The 14,976-nt window shown below is 58.8% G+C and carries 17 protein-coding genes and 1 riboswitch; of the genes, 8 read left to right on the top strand and 9 right to left on the bottom strand.

Features of this window, described 5'->3' with window-relative positions; all coding sequences use genetic code 11:
- Nucleotides 1–3: 3 nt before the first annotated feature.
- Nucleotides 4–52: riboswitch (SAM-SAH riboswitch) on the bottom strand.
- Between the two features lie 42 nt (nt 53–94).
- The 6 genes from lnt to miaB form a co-directional block, all read right to left on the bottom strand.
- Nucleotides 95–1,600 carry an apolipoprotein N-acyltransferase gene (gene lnt / locus ACRZ9X_RS07940; protein WP_480517548.1) on the bottom strand — a complete coding sequence of 502 codons (1,506 nt, stop codon included), beginning with the start codon at nt 1,598–1,600 and terminating at the stop codon, nt 95–97.
- Nucleotides 1,597–2,481 (bottom strand): hemolysin family protein, encoded by an 885-nt coding sequence (locus tag ACRZ9X_RS07935; RefSeq protein WP_480517546.1) that lies wholly within the window; start codon nt 2,479–2,481, stop codon nt 1,597–1,599. Before ACRZ9X_RS07935 ends, lnt begins: the two co-directional genes overlap by 4 nt.
- A gap of 36 nt (nt 2,482–2,517) precedes the next feature.
- On the bottom strand, nt 2,518–3,012 hold the full coding sequence (gene ybeY, locus ACRZ9X_RS07930; protein WP_480517544.1) for an rRNA maturation RNase YbeY: 495 nt from the start codon (nt 3,010–3,012) through the stop codon (nt 2,518–2,520).
- A gap of 42 nt (nt 3,013–3,054) precedes the next feature.
- The gene (locus ACRZ9X_RS07925; protein ID WP_480517542.1) at nt 3,055–4,077 is read right to left on the bottom strand and encodes a PhoH family protein; all 1,023 of its coding nucleotides are present in this window, start codon (nt 4,075–4,077) and stop codon (nt 3,055–3,057) included.
- 144 nt (nt 4,078–4,221) lie between these two features.
- The gene (locus ACRZ9X_RS07920) at nt 4,222–4,977 is read right to left on the bottom strand and encodes an outer membrane protein (protein ID WP_480517540.1); all 756 of its coding nucleotides are present in this window, start codon (nt 4,975–4,977) and stop codon (nt 4,222–4,224) included.
- Between the two features lie 168 nt (nt 4,978–5,145).
- Nucleotides 5,146–6,465, bottom strand: a complete 1,320-nt coding sequence (gene miaB, locus ACRZ9X_RS07915; protein ID WP_480517538.1) for a tRNA (N6-isopentenyl adenosine(37)-C2)-methylthiotransferase MiaB — start codon at nt 6,463–6,465, stop codon at nt 5,146–5,148.
- A 120-nt stretch (nt 6,466–6,585) separates the two neighbouring features.
- Between miaB and ACRZ9X_RS07910 the strand changes: the two genes are divergently transcribed.
- Complete coding sequence (locus tag ACRZ9X_RS07910) at nt 6,586–7,449, top strand: hypothetical protein (RefSeq protein WP_480517536.1); 864 nt, start codon at nt 6,586–6,588, stop codon at nt 7,447–7,449.
- Nucleotides 7,450–7,506: 57 nt separating this feature from the next.
- Here ACRZ9X_RS07910 and ACRZ9X_RS07905 read toward each other — a convergent pair whose 3' ends face one another.
- Together ACRZ9X_RS07905 and irrA are read right to left on the bottom strand one after the other, a co-directional pair.
- Nucleotides 7,507–8,304, bottom strand: coding sequence for a phytanoyl-CoA dioxygenase family protein (locus ACRZ9X_RS07905; RefSeq protein ID WP_480517985.1), 798 nt, complete (start codon nt 8,302–8,304; stop codon nt 7,507–7,509).
- Between the two features lie 136 nt (nt 8,305–8,440).
- The gene (irrA, locus tag ACRZ9X_RS07900) at nt 8,441–8,857 is read right to left on the bottom strand and encodes an iron response transcriptional regulator IrrA (RefSeq protein ID WP_480517534.1); all 417 of its coding nucleotides are present in this window, start codon (nt 8,855–8,857) and stop codon (nt 8,441–8,443) included.
- Nucleotides 8,858–9,045: 188 nt separating this feature from the next.
- Between irrA and fabA the strand changes: the two genes are divergently transcribed.
- From fabA to ACRZ9X_RS07880, 4 genes are read left to right on the top strand one after another with little or no spacing between them, the layout of a single operon-like run.
- Nucleotides 9,046–9,555, top strand: coding sequence for a bifunctional 3-hydroxydecanoyl-ACP dehydratase/trans-2-decenoyl-ACP isomerase (gene fabA / locus ACRZ9X_RS07895; protein WP_480517532.1), 510 nt, complete (start codon nt 9,046–9,048; stop codon nt 9,553–9,555).
- A gap of 31 nt (nt 9,556–9,586) precedes the next feature.
- Nucleotides 9,587–10,816 (top strand): beta-ketoacyl-ACP synthase I, encoded by a 1,230-nt coding sequence (gene fabB, locus ACRZ9X_RS07890; protein WP_480517530.1) that lies wholly within the window; start codon nt 9,587–9,589, stop codon nt 10,814–10,816.
- A 5-nt stretch (nt 10,817–10,821) separates the two neighbouring features.
- On the top strand, nt 10,822–11,613 hold the full coding sequence (locus ACRZ9X_RS07885; RefSeq protein ID WP_480517528.1) for an enoyl-ACP reductase FabI: 792 nt from the start codon (nt 10,822–10,824) through the stop codon (nt 11,611–11,613).
- Nucleotides 11,614–11,672: 59 nt separating this feature from the next.
- A complete protein-coding gene (locus tag ACRZ9X_RS07880) occupies nt 11,673–11,864 on the top strand; it encodes a hypothetical protein (RefSeq protein ID WP_480517526.1) in 192 nt (63 codons plus the stop codon).
- Nucleotides 11,865–11,873: 9 nt separating this feature from the next.
- Here ACRZ9X_RS07880 and ACRZ9X_RS07875 read toward each other — a convergent pair whose 3' ends face one another.
- On the bottom strand, nt 11,874–12,302 hold the full coding sequence (locus ACRZ9X_RS07875; RefSeq protein WP_480517524.1) for an FKBP-type peptidyl-prolyl cis-trans isomerase: 429 nt from the start codon (nt 12,300–12,302) through the stop codon (nt 11,874–11,876).
- Between the two features lie 124 nt (nt 12,303–12,426).
- Between ACRZ9X_RS07875 and ACRZ9X_RS07870 the strand changes: the two genes are divergently transcribed.
- Genes ACRZ9X_RS07870 through ACRZ9X_RS07860 form a run of 3 tightly spaced genes read left to right on the top strand, consistent with a single transcriptional unit; the run spans nt 12,427 to nt 14,911 of the window.
- Nucleotides 12,427–13,113 carry a haloacid dehalogenase type II gene (locus tag ACRZ9X_RS07870; RefSeq protein WP_480517522.1) on the top strand — a complete coding sequence of 229 codons (687 nt, stop codon included), beginning with the start codon at nt 12,427–12,429 and terminating at the stop codon, nt 13,111–13,113.
- Complete coding sequence (locus tag ACRZ9X_RS07865; RefSeq protein ID WP_480517520.1) at nt 13,113–13,940, top strand: alpha/beta fold hydrolase; 828 nt, start codon at nt 13,113–13,115, stop codon at nt 13,938–13,940. Before ACRZ9X_RS07870 ends, ACRZ9X_RS07865 begins: the two co-directional genes overlap by 1 nt.
- Nucleotides 13,937–14,911, top strand: a complete 975-nt coding sequence (locus ACRZ9X_RS07860) for a threonine ammonia-lyase (protein WP_480517518.1) — start codon at nt 13,937–13,939, stop codon at nt 14,909–14,911. The genes ACRZ9X_RS07865 and ACRZ9X_RS07860 overlap by 4 nt, the downstream gene beginning before the upstream one ends.
- Nucleotides 14,912–14,976 lie beyond the last annotated feature (65 nt).

Below are 14,976 nucleotides of genomic sequence, written 5' to 3'. Positions count from 1 at the left end.
TAGTGCTCCATTAAGATTTCCCCATCACGCCAGGAAGCCGTTGTGGCGGGCATCAGAGGGGATACGGCGCGCGCTGCGGCGGGTCAATCGCAAATCAGCGACGACCCCATCGAGCGTGACACCAAAGCACCGAAAAAAGGAACAATAAGACGGAAAACACCGGATAATCACCAATGCGGGAATAAACTGTAGGCGGGTGCGGCTGGGGCAAAGACACATCCAGATAACCCGCCTGCCCCAGCGGCAAGGACGCCACGATCCGACCCAAGGGATCAATCATTGCCGAAACGCCGGTATTGGCCGAGCGCATCAAGGGAAGGCCCTGTTCGATCGCCCGCATTTGCGCTTGCGCCAGGTGCTGAAACGGGCCAGAGCGCGTGCCGAACCACGCGTCATTTGTGATCTGCAACAAGAAATCGCTACGTCCCGGTGCGGACAAGACGTCCTGCGTGAAGACCGCTTCGTAACAAATCAGCGGCAACGCTGCTCCCAAGGGGCCCAGATCCAGCAATGCCGCGCCAGGACCCGCGCTGAACCCGTTGCCGTCCGAAGCGGCCAGACCGTGAATTCCGAAACGCGCCATAAGGTTTCCAAACGGCACGTATTCGCCAAATGGTGCCAGGTGGTGCTTGTCATAGAGCCCTTCTTGTTGTCCCTGCGCGTTCAGATGGATCATCGAGTTATAGATACGCGGTCCCTCTGCGCGCCGAATCCCGACGATGACCTGTGCCCCCTGCGCCGCATCCGCAATGACATCAAGAATAGGTTGCGCGCTGCCCAGCCACGCCTGAACCGAGGTTTCCGGCCAGACAATCAGATCCGGTCTCGGTTGCGCTGCGGTAAACTCGATCTGGCGCGCGAAAAACAAAGGCGCAAAATCGGGGTCCCATTTTTGGTGTTGGGGCGCATTGGGTTGTATCAGCCGAACCGTGTGATCGGTCTCGACCACAGATGGCCGTGTCGCGGCATAGCCGAACGACAGAAGGGCGAATCCCATCGACAAGGACCCGGCCATCAAGAGCTTGCGCCCGGACTGTTCGCTCCCCAAGACCGCCCCCGGAGGGAGTGTGGTCAAAAAGGTCAGGGCCGCCAGACCGTATGGGCCCACCAGGGACAACACTTGTGCCGCCGGAGTGCCAACCCAAACCTGCGCGACGCCTGCCCATGGGAAGCCGGTGAGCAGGTAACCTCGACCGAACTCGACCACAGCAAGCGCGATGGCCAGTGCTATTCCCTGGGCCAGCGGCGCGGCTTCGGGTTTGCGTGCGACCCGGAACGCGACAGCCCAGAACAGGGCCAGCCCTCCGGCCATGAAAACCAGTGCAAAGGGCGCCATCCAGGCGTGGCGTTCCGCGTCAACCTGAAATGGCTCGATGATCCAACTAAGCGCATGGGCAAAATACCCGGTCGCAAAAACCCATCCCAGCCAGCCTGCCTGCGTCGGTGTTGCAGTGGACAGGTATATTGGCCCAATCAGGACAAAGGCCACAAGCGTCAGCGGCCAGTAGCCCAGCGGCGCCAGCCCGCAAGCGGCAACTGCACCCAGCAGACCCGCTGCGCCAAGCCGCAGCCAGAAGGGCCAGCGCTGTATTAAGTTCATGCAAAGCTATCCGGCAGCATTACCCGCAGACGCTTGATCCGGCGAGGATCGGCGTCGATCACTTCGAACTCGGGGCCTTCGGGATGCAGAACAACCTCGCCCCGCGCCGGAACCCGGCCAGACAACATGAACACGAGCCCGCCAAGCGTGTCGATTTCTTCCTCGTCGACATCCTCGTGGCTGGTCAGCGACCGACCGATCTCTGCCTCGAAGTCCTCGAGCGGAACACGAGCCTGGACGATATAACAGCCCGGTTTTTCCTGCAGCCAAAGCTGGTCTTCGTCCGCATCATGCTCGTCCGCAATCTCTCCGACCACCTGTTCGATCAGGTCTTCGATGGTCAGCAATCCATCGACACCGCCATATTCGTCAATGACCAGCGCCATGTGGCGGCGTTCGGTCTGCATCTTGGTCAGCAGAACGCCTATGGGCATCGATGGTGGTACAAACAGCAAGGTTCGCAGCATCGAGCGCAAGTCAAACTCGGTCGTGTCACCATTGAAGCCATGGGTCAGCGCAAAGTCCTTGAGGTGGACAAAGCCAAGCGGCGTGTCCAGCGTTCCGTCATAGACCGGGATGCGCGACAAACCGCTTTCGCGAAATAACTGCGCCAATTCCTCTTTGGTCGAGGCTGAAGAAACCGAAATAATTTCCGCCGTCGGGATGGCCACGTCTTCCACCCGCATCCGGCGCAGGTTGATCATGCCCCGTGGCTGGGGGTCCGTTGTTCGATGTCCGTTGACCGAGCCGGTCTCTTCTTCGTCCTGCGACGAGAAGGCATCAATAATCCGAGAAAAAAATCCGCTTTTCTCTGTGCTGTCGTTGGTGTCCTGCGGGTGCGCGCTCTGCGCCGCCCTAGAACTGCCGTCTGTATCGTCCATTTTCCTGTTCCAATTGGTCGGACAAATCTGCCCACATCACCCATTATATGGGTTATTAACACCCAGTTTGCCAAGTATCTCGACCTCGACCCTCTCCATCAAAGTGGCGTCGGGGTCACGAATGTGATCATAGCCCAGCAAATGCAACACTCCGTGAACCAGCAAATGGGTGACGTGATCAGTCATGGGTTTTGCGGCTTCGTCCGCCTCACGCGCGCAGGTGTCGTAGGAAATCGCGATATCACCCAAGCTGATTTCTCCGGTAAAATCGGCCTGTGGCCGCGCGGGTACGGCACCGGGCTGTTCCGGAGCCAGATCCTCGGAGGGCCAGCTTAGAACGTTGGTCGGGGACGGCTTTTGCCGAAACTCGGCATTCAGCAAGGCAATTCGCGTGTCATCACAGCCCAAGACACTGATTTCACATTCATCGGGATCAAGATCGCAATGAGCGAGGGTTGCCGAGATGGCGCGGTGGGACAATGCCTCCAGTTCCCGCCAGCGGGTGTCCTCAAGAGTGATTTCCAGGTTCATACCAGTTGTCCGACACTGTGGCGCACGCGCGCCGCGTCAGGTCTAACCTGTTTCGCGGCCCGCATCGGCCTCATACGCTTCGATGATGGCGGCGACAAGCGGATGGCGCACCACATCTTTCGAGGTGAAATAGTTGAAACTGATATTCGGAAGCGTTTTCAGCAACCGTTCCGCATCGGCCAGACCTGATTGGACACCGCGCGGCAAATCAACCTGCGAGCGGTCGCCGGTGATCACCATGCGGCTACCCTCACCCAATCGGGTCAGGAACATCTTCATCTGCATGGTCGTGGCATTCTGCGCCTCGTCCAGCACAACAAACGCATTCGCCAGTGTCCGCCCCCGCATAAAGGCCAGAGGCGCGATTTCGATTCGCTTTTCCTCGATCAACTTGGCGAGTTGCTTGCCCGGCAGAAAATCGTTCAGCGCGTCATAGAGCGGCTGCATATAGGGATCCACCTTGTCCTTCATGTCGCCCGGCAGGTACCCCAGTTTTTCCCCGGCTTCGACCGCCGGGCGGCTGAGAATGATTCTATCGACATGCCCACCGATGAACATCGACACGCCCACCGCCACGGCCAGATAAGTTTTGCCGGTACCCGCAGGCCCGATGCCGAATGCGAGTTCATTGCTGAACAGGGACTGAACATATGCTTTCTGCGCGTCGGTGCGCGGTTCAACCAGTTTCTTGCGCGTTTTGATCTCGACTGTGCCGCCCTTGAACATCTCAAGCTGATCGCCATCACGGGTGCCGGTTCCAACCTCGGAATTGCCCATGCGCAATTCGCGGTCCACATCTGCGGCTTCAACATCGCGCCCGCCTTCCAGCCGCGCATAAAGCGCCTGCAGCACTTCGACGGCCTGCTTTTGCGCCTCTTCTTCGCCCATGACGACCAATTGGTTGCCGCGTCGCAGAATCTGGACTGAAAGCTTCTGTTCGATCTCAGCAAGATTGCGGTCATATTCGCCGCAAAGGTCAATCAGCAGTCGGTTATCGGGAAATTCAACAAGCGCCTCTTGCGGGGGCATGTCATCTTGCGGTGGGGTCAGGGCACCGATGGCCAATCCGTTCTCCTGTCTTGGCGTTACACCCCGAGCGTAGACAGGATTTCCAAGCGGATGCAAGCGGCAGATAAAATATTTGCAAAGTGAATGGCAAAAGCACCGAACACCTCTGGTCACGTCCTTGGAACGGCACCACCCGGCGCGTCAGAACGTGTAATTCAGACCGAAGCGCAGGCCGCGATAGTTGGGTGTCGATTTCGTTGCCAGCCCGGTACCCAGATCCACGCGTTCCGATTCGAATTGCAGATACTCAATCTCGCCCGTAATCGACCAGTTTTCGTTGATCTTGTGTTCGGCCCCCAGACTGGCCGAAAACCCGTTCCGCGTATCAATATCTTCAGCCGTGTCCGAAATGCCCCCGGCCGTCAGAGTATTACGCGTGGTAATCTCGCCCTGTACGTATCCGACAGTTACGAAATACAGGATATTGCCGCTTCGATTGGTAACACCGTTGCGAAGCCGCACAGACCATATGTCCGAGATTTCCGAGGCAGCATCGACGATTGTTCCGCCGATCTGGGTGGTCACATCGTCTTCCAGCGTGCCAAAGTCGTAGCCGACCTCGATCCCATATACATATTCGCGTCCACCAAAGGTCGGTAAATAACCCCGCCATCCACCGCGAACGCCACCATAAGTCCCCTGCGGCTCCAACTCACCAACCGGAAAAGTATTGCCTGCCACGGACAGGCCAAAGCGATCCGACCCGCCGTCGCCATAGCCCGCACTTAGTCCCAGATAAAACGCGCTTACGTCTTCGGCAATCCTGGTGGGGGCGATAATATCGGGCTCAGCTATCTCCCCGATCACGTCACCCGCAAAAGCCGGACAGGCGATCACCAGCAAAGCTGCGGAAGCCAAACAACGCTGTATGAAACTCTGGACAAGCAACTGGTTCACTATACCCACCCTCCGCAACGTTGTGACCAACACCGCCGACCAACGCCAATTATTACACCTCAGGGACCCGGCCCTGAAAAACTAGCCATGCTCGGAACATAGTTCCGAATCATAAATCAAGGGTAAATTTCGGGTGACCGTTTCACTCTGACTGGGTGGCAGCCCGACTCAGAGCAATTCGCCGGCCAACGAGTTCGCTCCGGATGCCGTAATCTTTACCTTGCGTAAGTCACCTGCAGCCACATCTGCGCCGGAAACGTGAACTGCATGAAGATATTCGGACTTCCCGACCATCTGGCCGTTCAGCCGCCCCGGTTTCTCGAACAACACGCTAACCGTACGCCCCACCATCGAATCCTGAATTTCACGCTGATGGCGCGTGATCACGGATTGCAGCCGTTGTAAGCGGTCATCCGCCACTTCGGCCTCGACCTGTGGCCGTTCTGCCGCAGGTGTGCCCGGTCGCGTCGAGTATTTAAACGAATAGGCATAGCCGTACCTGACCCGTTCGACCAGTTCCAGCGTGGCCTGGAAATCCTCTTCGGTCTCCTCCGGGAACCCGACGATAAAATCACCTGACATAAGAATATCAGGTCGTGCTGTCCGGATGCGCTCGATCAGGCGCAGATAGCTTTCGGCGGTATGACTGCGGTTCATCCTTTTCAGGATTTTATCCGAACCGGACTGCACCGGAAGATGCAGATAAGGCATCAGCTTGTCGCAGGTCCCGTGCGCTTCGATCAGATCATCGGCCATGTCATTGGGGTGCGATGTGGTAAACCGGATGCGCTCCAGCCCGTCGACCTTGTTCAACTCCCAGATCAGACCAGCCAGGGTCATGTCACCATCTGGGCCCGCACCATGATAGGCGTTGACATTCTGGCCCAGCAACGTGATTTCCCGCACCCCGCGCTCGACCAGATCACGCGCCTCGCGCAGGATACGATCAGCGGGGCGTGAAACCTCGGCGCCACGCGTATAGGGCACCACGCAGAACGCGCAGAACTTGTCGCAGCCCTCCTGCACAGTCAAAAACGCCGTTGGTCCGCGCTTGGCCTTGGGACGGTTTCTGAGTTTTTCGAACTTGTCCTCTTCGGGAAAATCGGTGTCCAGCGCCTTGGCGCCCTCCCGCGTTTTCGCCTCCATCTCGGGCAGTCGGTGATAGCTTTGCGGCCCGACCACCAGATCGACCAGAGGCTGCCTGCGCATGATCTCTTCGCCCTCGGCTTGCGCCACGCACCCGGCGACGCCGATCTTGAGGTCCGGCTTGTCCGCCTTCAACCCCTTGAACCGGCCCAACTCGGAATAGACCTTCTCGGCCGCTTTCTCGCGAATATGGCAAGTGTTCAGCAGAATCATATCCGCGTCATCAGGGCTTTGGGTTTCGACATAACCCTGCCCGCCCAGCGTTTCAGCCATACGCTCGCTGTCATAGACATTCATTTGACAGCCATAGGTCTTGATATACAGCTTTTTCGGGTCTGACATGAAAACGGCCTTTGCGTTCGCGGGATCGGCGTCATCTATACATATCGAACGCCGCTTGCAATGGCGCGCGGTTTACCCGATTTTGGCGAAAAACCGCAGCGCGATACATCCTGACAGGCAATGACCTACGACACGCTCCAAGCATTCTTGCAAACCGGCCAGACAGCGCTGCTCACAGGTCCGGTCGCCCTGATCTTTGCCGAAGATGATGTCGAGGTCGACAGCACCATCCGCCACCACCTGAATCTGGGCTTCAAATCCGTGATCGCCTTCATGCCCGGATCGTTCAACCTCGACCCCGAGCTTGCCCGGCGCATCCATCGCGTGACCATGACCTGCGCCCCCCGCACAACTGTGTTCGACGCGATCAACCAGATTGTCAAATCCGCGCCCGGCCTGTGGATGTATTACTGCTATAACGCTGAGTATCTGTTCTTCCCGTTTTGTGAAACGCGGACGGTGGGCGAAATGCTGACTTTCCACACAGAAGAACGCAGACAGGCCATGCTCTGCCACGTTGTGGACCTTTACGCCGATGATCTGGACATGTTTCCAAATGGCGTCGCCCCCGACCGCGCCCTGCTGGACAGCACCGGCTACTACGCACATTCCCGCCACGACACCGAGGGCCACCCGCTCGACCGGCAGCTTGAGATGTCCGGCGGTTTGCGTTGGCGGTTCGAGGATCACATCCCCTATGAGCGCCGTCGCATCGACCGTATCGCCATCTTCAAATCCCAAAAGGACATCCTGCTGCGGCCCGATCACACCTTCACCGAGCCGGAATACAACACCTATTCCTGCCCGTGGCATCACAACATGACAGCAGCAATCTGCTCTTTCCGCGCCGCCAAGGCGCTGAAATCCAACGCAGGATCCACATTCGACATCCGCACGTTTCGCTGGCAACACTCAAGACCGTTCGAGTGGTCTTCCACGCAATTGCTCGACCTCGGCCTGATCGAATCCGGCCAATGGTTTTGATCCGCATTTCTTCTGTTTGAAAATACCTCGGGGGAGTCGCGGCGGGGGCAGAGCCCCCTATCGCCGCAACAAAACCGGAAACCAGTCTTCTCTCAAACGCTGACCAGGCTCCATGCCATGCCCCGGAAACGGCGGCGACGTGCGTCCGGGGCGCTCGACATACCGCGCGTCATCGCCAAGCAGACGCAACGAAAACGCCCGTCGCCGACAGTCCGACCGATTGCCACGCGCCCCGTGCAATGTCCGATAGTTGAACGCCGCCGCATCGCCCGGTGACATATCAAACTCGACGACCCGCATGCCCTCGGCATCCGGGTCCGGAACCGGAATATACTGCCCTTCATCTGGGAAGTACCCCTCTTCCGAAACCCAGCGGGTCGGCAATACCTCTTTCTCCCACCGATGCGACCCGGCGACACACCGCAATGTCGCTTCGGTCACTGGGTCCAGCGGAGACCAGAAACTGATCGTCTGCCGTCCTTCGACAAAGTAATACGGTCCGTCCTGATGCCAGGGGGTCGCCATCGACGTGCCGGGCTCTTTGACCAGGACATGATCGTGAAACATCTGTACGGTCTGCGACTGCATCAGATCAGCGGCAACTTCGGCAACCGGAGAGGTCCGGATCACCTCCTGAAACGGCGCGATGCGTGACCAGTTGCAATAGTCGTCGAAAAACCGACCCGTCTCACCCTGTTTCTGGTTCTCCGAAGCATATGGGCCGGGCTCGGCCATATTCATTGCGACCCCATCGCGCAATGCATCAACGTGATCCGCGAACAATCCCCGGACCAGCACAACACCATCTTGCTGATAAGCGCCAATCATTTCCTGTGAAACCAAAGGGTGCATTATTTCTGCCTCCATGCCCGTTCCGCGATAATCTGCTCATGAGAGCTGTAGTTGTTCAAGCCATTTCAGCGCATATCGAAATACAGGACACACCTGTCCCGCGCATCAGCGGGAACGTAGTCATCGATTTCAAACGGGATTATTTCTTGCGCAGACGGATCACGACATCGACCGATGCAATCTCGACACCTTCAGGAGCCTTGGGAAGACGTTGAATCACCAGTTCTTCGGATGGGGCGTCGCTCAGCCGCGCCTCTTCTTCCCAATAAAAATGGGGATGGTCATGCGTGTTGGTGTCAAAATAGCTTTTTGACCCGTCCACCGTGATTTCCTGCAGAACGCCTGCGTCACAAAAGGCGCGCAGCGTATTGTAGACCGTCGCCAGAGACACGGCATCGCCATTCTCTTTCGCCGATTCAAACAGGCTTTCGGCCGTGACATGGCGATGCCGCCCGTCACCCACCAGCAACTCGGCCAGAGCCACGCGCTGCCGTGTCGGGCGCAAACCGGCGTCAACCAACCAATTCGTGGCTATGCTTTGGCTTTCAGGTGTCATGAATCCGATACCATTTTGTTGCTGACTTATATATAAGTGCTTTGGTCAGGTAATTTCAAATGAAATTCATTCGCAAAGAACGCCCTGAACACAACATGATGTAGGCCGCCGCTCTTGCAGGACCTTGCAAACGGGTGCTAGACGAGGCCAGATTGAATGAACGGACCCCTGGCAGGAGAGGCGGCAGAATGGCCCAATTCCCGAGCAGCTTTGATAAGGACGATCTGCTGAAATGCGCCCGTGGCGAGTTATTCGGCCCAGGCAATGCGCAGTTGCCCGCCCCGCCGATGCTGATGATGGACCGTATCACCGATATCTCGGCCGATGGCGGCGAACATGGCAAAGGGCATGTTCTGGCCGAATTCGACATCACGCCGGACCTGTGGTTCTTTGATTGCCACTTTCCCGGCAACCCGATCATGCCCGGCTGTCTGGGCCTTGATGGTCTGTGGCAGTTGACGGGGTTCAACCTGGGCTGGCGTGGCTGGCAGGGGCGCGGCATGGCCGTGGGTGTGGGCGAGGTCAAACTGACCGGCATGGTGCGCCCGGACCGCAAAATGCTGACTTATAAAATTGATTTCAAAAAGGCGATCCAGACCCGCCGCCTGACCATGGGCGTGGCGGATGGAATCGTCGAAGCGGACGGTGAAATGATATACGACGTCAAGGATATGAAAGTCGTCCTGTCCGAAGCCTGAGCCTGACCGGCCCGAAATAAGGAGCACGCACATGCGTCGAGTAGTTGTCACCGGTTTGGGGGTCGTGTCCTCCATCGGGAACAATGCCGAAGAGGTTCTCGCCTCGCTGAAAGCTGGCAAATCCGGCATCGAAGCGAACGCGCAGATGGCCGAACACGGCTTTCGCAGCCAGATCGCCGGATCGCTCAAGATTGATGTGGCCGAACATGTGGACAAGCGCACCCTTCGCTTCATGGGGCCCGGTGCCGCCTATGCCCATATCGCCATGAGCCAGGCGATCGCCGATTCCGGCCTGACCGAAGATCAGGTGGTGAACCCGCGCACTGGTCTGGTGGCCGGATCCGGTGGGCCTTCGACCAGCGCCATGCTGACCGCCCACCAGACTGTGCTGAAAAACGGCGCAACCAAGCGGATCGGGCCGTTTGCGGTGCCGAAATGCATGTGTTCGACTATTTCCGCGAACTTGGCGACTGCGTTCAAGATCAAGGGCATCAACTATTCCATCACCTCGGCCTGCTCGACCTCGCTGCATTGCATCGGCAACGCGGCAGAACAGATCATGCTGGGCAAGCAGGACGTAATGTTTGCAGGCGGCGGTGAGGAGCTGGACTGGACGCTGTCCTGCCTGTTCGACGCGATGGGCGCGATGTCATCCAAATATAACGACACGCCCGACAAAGCATCACGCGCATTCGATCAGAATCGCGATGGGTTCGTGATTTCGGGCGGCGGCGGCATCGTTGTGCTGGAAGACCTCGACCACGCTCTGGCCCGTGGCGCCAAGATATACGCCGAGGTCACCGGCTATGCCGCCACATCCGACGGCCATGACATGGTCGCCCCGTCTGGTGAGGGCGGCGAGCGTGCGATGCGGCTGGCCCTGTCCACCGTACCCGAAGGCCGCAAGGTGGGCTATATCAACGCCCACGGAACCTCGACCCCGGTCGGAGATGTGGGCGAGGTCGAAGCCGTGCGCCGCATCTTTGGCGAAGGTGGCGTGCCGCCAATTTCATCGACCAAATCGATGACCGGACACGCGCAAGGCGCGGCAGGCGCATTGGAGGCGATCTTCTGCCTGCTGATGCTGCATCATGATTTCATTACGCCCTCGATTAACGTCGAGACTCTCGCCGAAGGCATCCTGCCCGGTGAAATTGCAACGCAATTGGTTGAAAACGCAGGTTTGGACAGTGTCATGACCAACAGCTTCGGCTTTGGTGGCACGAACGGGTCCATGGTTCTGTCCAAGTATAACGGGTGAATAAGATGTCGGAACTTCTCAAGGGCAAACGCGGCCTGATCATGGGCGTGGCCAATGACCGCTCGATCGCGTGGGGCATTGCCAAGGCCATGCACGAAGCCGGCGCTGAACTGGCCTTCACCTATCAGGGCGAAGCCTTCGGCAAACGGCTGGAGCCGCTGGCCCAGAGCCTGGGCAGCGATTTCATGGTCGACGCAGATGTCACCGATGACGAATCGCTGGACCGGGCGTTTGATGAGCTTGGGAAGCGCTGGCCGACCATCGACTTCGTGGTTCACGCCATCGCCTATTCGGACAAGTCCGAACTGACAGGGCGGTTTTTGAACACCACGCGCGCGAACTTCAAACACTCGCTGGACGTCTCGGCCTATTCCTTCATCGAGGTTGCGCGCCGCGCCTATCCGTTGATGAAAGACAATGGCGGCACACTGCTGACCCTGACCTATCAGGGGTCAAACAAGGTTGTGCCGAACTACAACGTCATGGGTGTTGCCAAGGCGGCGCTGGAATCAGCCACACGCTATCTGGCCAACGATCTGGGCCCCGAAGGCATCCGGGTGAACGCGATCTCGCCCGGCCCGATGAAAACGCTGGCCGGTGCGGCCATCGGCGGTGCACGCAAGACCTACAAGTTCTGCGACCAGAACGCGCCCATGCGCTCGAACGCGACGCTTGAGGCAGTGGGCGGCACTGCTGTCTATCTGGCCTCGGATGCCGGCACCTATACGTCGGGCGAGATCATTCGCGTCGACGGCGGCTATCACATTCTGGGCATGCCGCAGCCCGAGGCCATGTGACCATATCTTTCCCTGTGACCGCCCAGATTTGACCATCTTTGGGTTGCAGGGATTGCATTATGAGCAAGTTTGAACACATCCTCGCAAGCACCGGGCATTCTGCCCCGAAACCGCGATCCGGTATGAAAAGCAGCCGCGCGCGTGTGCTGCTTTTGACCCTGACAATCATGTTGATTGCGTTTGCGTTCCTGACCCAGCCGCAAATCCGTGCGGCAGTCGAACCCTGGCTCGGGCAACTGCCGGGGATTTGATCCGGGTCCTCAGTTGATCGACACGATCTCGATATCGAAAATCAGGTCCTGACCTGCAAGCGGGTGATTGGCGTCCAATGTCACGGTGGCTTCGTCAACTTCGACAACAGTCACTGGCAGGGCCTGCCCGTCGGGGGTTTGCATCTGCAACTGCGTGCCCGGCTCCAGCGGAATGTCATCGGGGATACCTTCGCGCGGAATGCTTTGCCGTGCACCGGGATTGATCGGGCCATAGGCTTCTGCGCACGGAACCTCGACCCGTTTCTTCTCACCGATTTCCATACCCGGCAGCGCCGCATCCAGACCGGGAATGATCTGGCCCGAGCCCACCGCAAATTCCAACGGATCGCGACCATCCGAGCTGTCAAAGACTTTGCCGTCCAGCAGGGTGCCAGTGTAGTGGATGCGAACCGTGTCGCCTTGTTTGATTGCGGTCATTGTGGCCTCCGGGCCGTTAGGGCTTGAAGTGCGCACCCTAAAGTTCTGCACGACATTGTAAACCCTGGCCCCTTTCCCCCTGCGGGATGTTGTGCAAGTCTGCGCCCGATTAGCGGAGGACCCAATGCCCATCACCACATGCGTTTTCGATGCCTACGGCACCTTGTTTGACGTCGCCGCCGCCGCGCGGCAGGCCGCGGCAGAACCCGGCTTTGAGGCGTTGCAGGACAAATGGCCCGAACTGGCCAACCACTGGCGCCTGAAACAGCTCCAATATACCTGGCTGCGCGCCGTGGCCGACGCCCATGCAGATTTCTGGGACGTCACGCAGGACGGACTGGATTGGGCGCTGGAGGCGGCTGGGCTGCAAGGCGACGCGAAGCTGCGGCAGCGGCTGTTGGATTTGTATTGGGAACTGCAGGCCTATCCAGAAGTTCCCGCGATGCTGAAGGCGCTCAAGGATGGGGGGATGCAAACCGCGATTCTGTCGAATGGCTCCCCACCGATGTTGGACGGCGCGGTACAGTCGGCCGGGATTGGCGATGTATTGGATGATGTACTGTCCGTCGAAAGCGTGGGTGTCTTCAAACCGCATGCCCGCGTCTATGATCTGGTGCAAGGCCGGTTCGGCTGCGCCCGCGACGAGGTACTGTTCGTCAGCTCCAACGGATGGGACGCCGCAGGAGCCAGCGGGTACGGGTTCGTCACCGCCTGGGTCAATCGTGCGGGCGAGCCGATGGATCGGTTGCCGTGGAAACCGGCGCAGGTCTTGTCTGACCTTACGACGATCCCGAAACTCGCAGGTCTTTGATGGCGTTTTTCACCACCTCGGATGGAAAGCAGATTTACTTCGAAGACAGCGGCACGGGCGCACCGTTATTGTGCCTGGCCGGGTTGACGCGCAATACACGCGACTTTTCGTATCTTGCACCGCATGTGCGGGACTTGCGTATGATATCCATGGACTACCGGGGGCGTGGCCAGTCGGACCATGATCCGGATTACGCAAACTACAATGTTATCCGCGAAGCGCAGGATGTGGTGGAACTGCTGAACCATCTCGGTCTGGAAAAGGTCAACATATTAGGCACTTCGCGCGGCGGCCTGATCGCAATGGTGCTGGCTGCAGGCCACGCGGACCGGCTGGCCAGTGTGGTCCTGAACGATGTCGGGCCGGTGATCGAACCGTCAGCCATCGACAGGATCATGACCTATGTGGGCAAGCAGCCCAACGCCAGAACCTATGACGAGGCAGCACAGTCCCTGAAACACATGATGGAGCCCGCCTTTCCCGGCGTGCCACTGGATCGCTGGCGTCAGATGGCTACGTTTCAATATGCCGAAACCAGCAATGGCCTGACATTGCGTTATGACCCGGCCTTGCGCTCTGCGCTGATCGAGCAGGCCAAAACGGGAGAATCGCCCGATTTATGGCCGTTGTTCGACGCGTTACGCGCCGTGCCCACTGGCGTGATCCGGGGCGCGAATTCTGATCTGCTCAGCGCTGCGACACTGGCGGACATGCAGAGCCGAAATCCCGGGCTGATCTCGGCCGAGGTTCCGGATCGCGGTCACGTTCCCTTTCTGGACGAACCCGAGGCGCTGGAAGTGCTTCGCAAAACCATGAGGCCCGTATGAGCAATATCGACATGATCGAAGCCGCAGCGCAGCGGCTGCAGGGGCATGTGCGGCAAACGCCGATCCTGACCTCTCCGTTCCTGGACGACATCGCCGGGCGGCGTGTTCTGGTGAAACCCGAATGTCTGCAGCACACCGGCAGTTTCAAGTTTCGCGGCGCGTGGTCGGCAATCTCGGCGCTGGATGAGGAGGCCCGCCAACGCGGGGTCATCGCCTATTCCTCGGGCAATCACGCGCAGGGTGTCGCCCATGCTGCCACGCGCCACGGCATTTCGTCCGTGATCGTCATGCCGTCGGATGCGCCGCAGCTAAAGATCGACAACACGCGCGCACTGGGGGGTGAGGTCGTTTTGTATGATCGCGCCAATGAAAGCCGGGAAGAGATTGGTGAGGCGCTGGCCCAGCAGCGCGGTCTGACTTTGATCCGGCCCTATGACGAACCGCAAGTCATCGCCGGACAAGGCACAGCAGGGCTCGAGATCGCCGCGCAGGCGCGCGAACTGGGCGTGACCGAAGGCGACGTTCTGGTTTGTTGCGGTGGTGGCGGTCTGATCTCGGGCGTCGCACTGGCGCTTGAAAAACACGCGCCCGGACTGCGTGCCCGCCCGTGCGAGCCCGAAGGGTTCGATGACGTCAAACGGTCCTTGTTGTCGGGCCGCATTCAAAGCAATGCCGAGACGTCCGGCAACATCTGCGACGCCATCCTGACCCCCCAGCCGGGGCAGATCACCTTTCCGATCCTGCAGCGGTTGTGCGGGCCGGGGTTTTCCGTGTCCGAGCATGAGGCGATGCACGCCATGGCCCTTGCCTTTTTGCGGCTGAAAATCGTGCTGGAACCCGGCGGAGCCGTTTCGCTGGCCGCAGCCTTGTTTCGCAAAGATCAGATCGACGGGGACGCCGTCATCGTCCTTGCCTCGGGCGGAAACGTTGATCCGGAAATTTTTACCAGATCAACAGAGTTCTTAACCTGACATTCAGCGGGAATAAGGGCATTTTACGCGCGAACAGAGTCCAGACGCTCGAATTCAGAGGCCGA

This window comes from Ruegeria sp. AL1, from assembly GCF_056540905.1.
This window is presented reverse-complemented; position numbering and strand designations above follow the sequence as displayed.

Bases quoted from the DNA above. Each gene is read 5' to 3' on its own strand.
- lnt (WP_480517548.1), bottom strand. From the start codon at position 1,600: ATGAACTTAATACAGCGCTGGCCCTTCTGGCTGCGGCTTGGCGCAGCG.
- ACRZ9X_RS07935 (WP_480517546.1), bottom strand. From the start codon at position 2,481: ATGGACGATACAGACGGCAGTTCTAGGGCGGCGCAGAGCGCGCACCCG.
- ybeY (WP_480517544.1), bottom strand. From the start codon at position 3,012: ATGAACCTGGAAATCACTCTTGAGGACACCCGCTGGCGGGAACTGGAG.
- miaB (WP_480517538.1), bottom strand. From the start codon at position 6,465: ATGTCAGACCCGAAAAAGCTGTATATCAAGACCTATGGCTGTCAAATG.
- ACRZ9X_RS07910 (WP_480517536.1), top strand. From the start codon at position 6,586: ATGACCTACGACACGCTCCAAGCATTCTTGCAAACCGGCCAGACAGCG.
- irrA (WP_480517534.1), bottom strand. From the start codon at position 8,857: ATGACACCTGAAAGCCAAAGCATAGCCACGAATTGGTTGGTTGACGCC.
- fabA (WP_480517532.1), top strand. From the start codon at position 9,046: ATGGCCCAATTCCCGAGCAGCTTTGATAAGGACGATCTGCTGAAATGC.
- fabB (WP_480517530.1), top strand. From the start codon at position 9,587: ATGCGTCGAGTAGTTGTCACCGGTTTGGGGGTCGTGTCCTCCATCGGG.
- ACRZ9X_RS07885 (WP_480517528.1), top strand. From the start codon at position 10,822: ATGTCGGAACTTCTCAAGGGCAAACGCGGCCTGATCATGGGCGTGGCC.
- ACRZ9X_RS07880 (WP_480517526.1), top strand. From the start codon at position 11,673: ATGAGCAAGTTTGAACACATCCTCGCAAGCACCGGGCATTCTGCCCCG.
- ACRZ9X_RS07875 (WP_480517524.1), bottom strand. From the start codon at position 12,302: ATGACCGCAATCAAACAAGGCGACACGGTTCGCATCCACTACACTGGC.
- ACRZ9X_RS07870 (WP_480517522.1), top strand. From the start codon at position 12,427: ATGCCCATCACCACATGCGTTTTCGATGCCTACGGCACCTTGTTTGAC.
- ACRZ9X_RS07865 (WP_480517520.1), top strand. From the start codon at position 13,113: ATGGCGTTTTTCACCACCTCGGATGGAAAGCAGATTTACTTCGAAGAC.
- ACRZ9X_RS07860 (WP_480517518.1), top strand. From the start codon at position 13,937: ATGAGCAATATCGACATGATCGAAGCCGCAGCGCAGCGGCTGCAGGGG.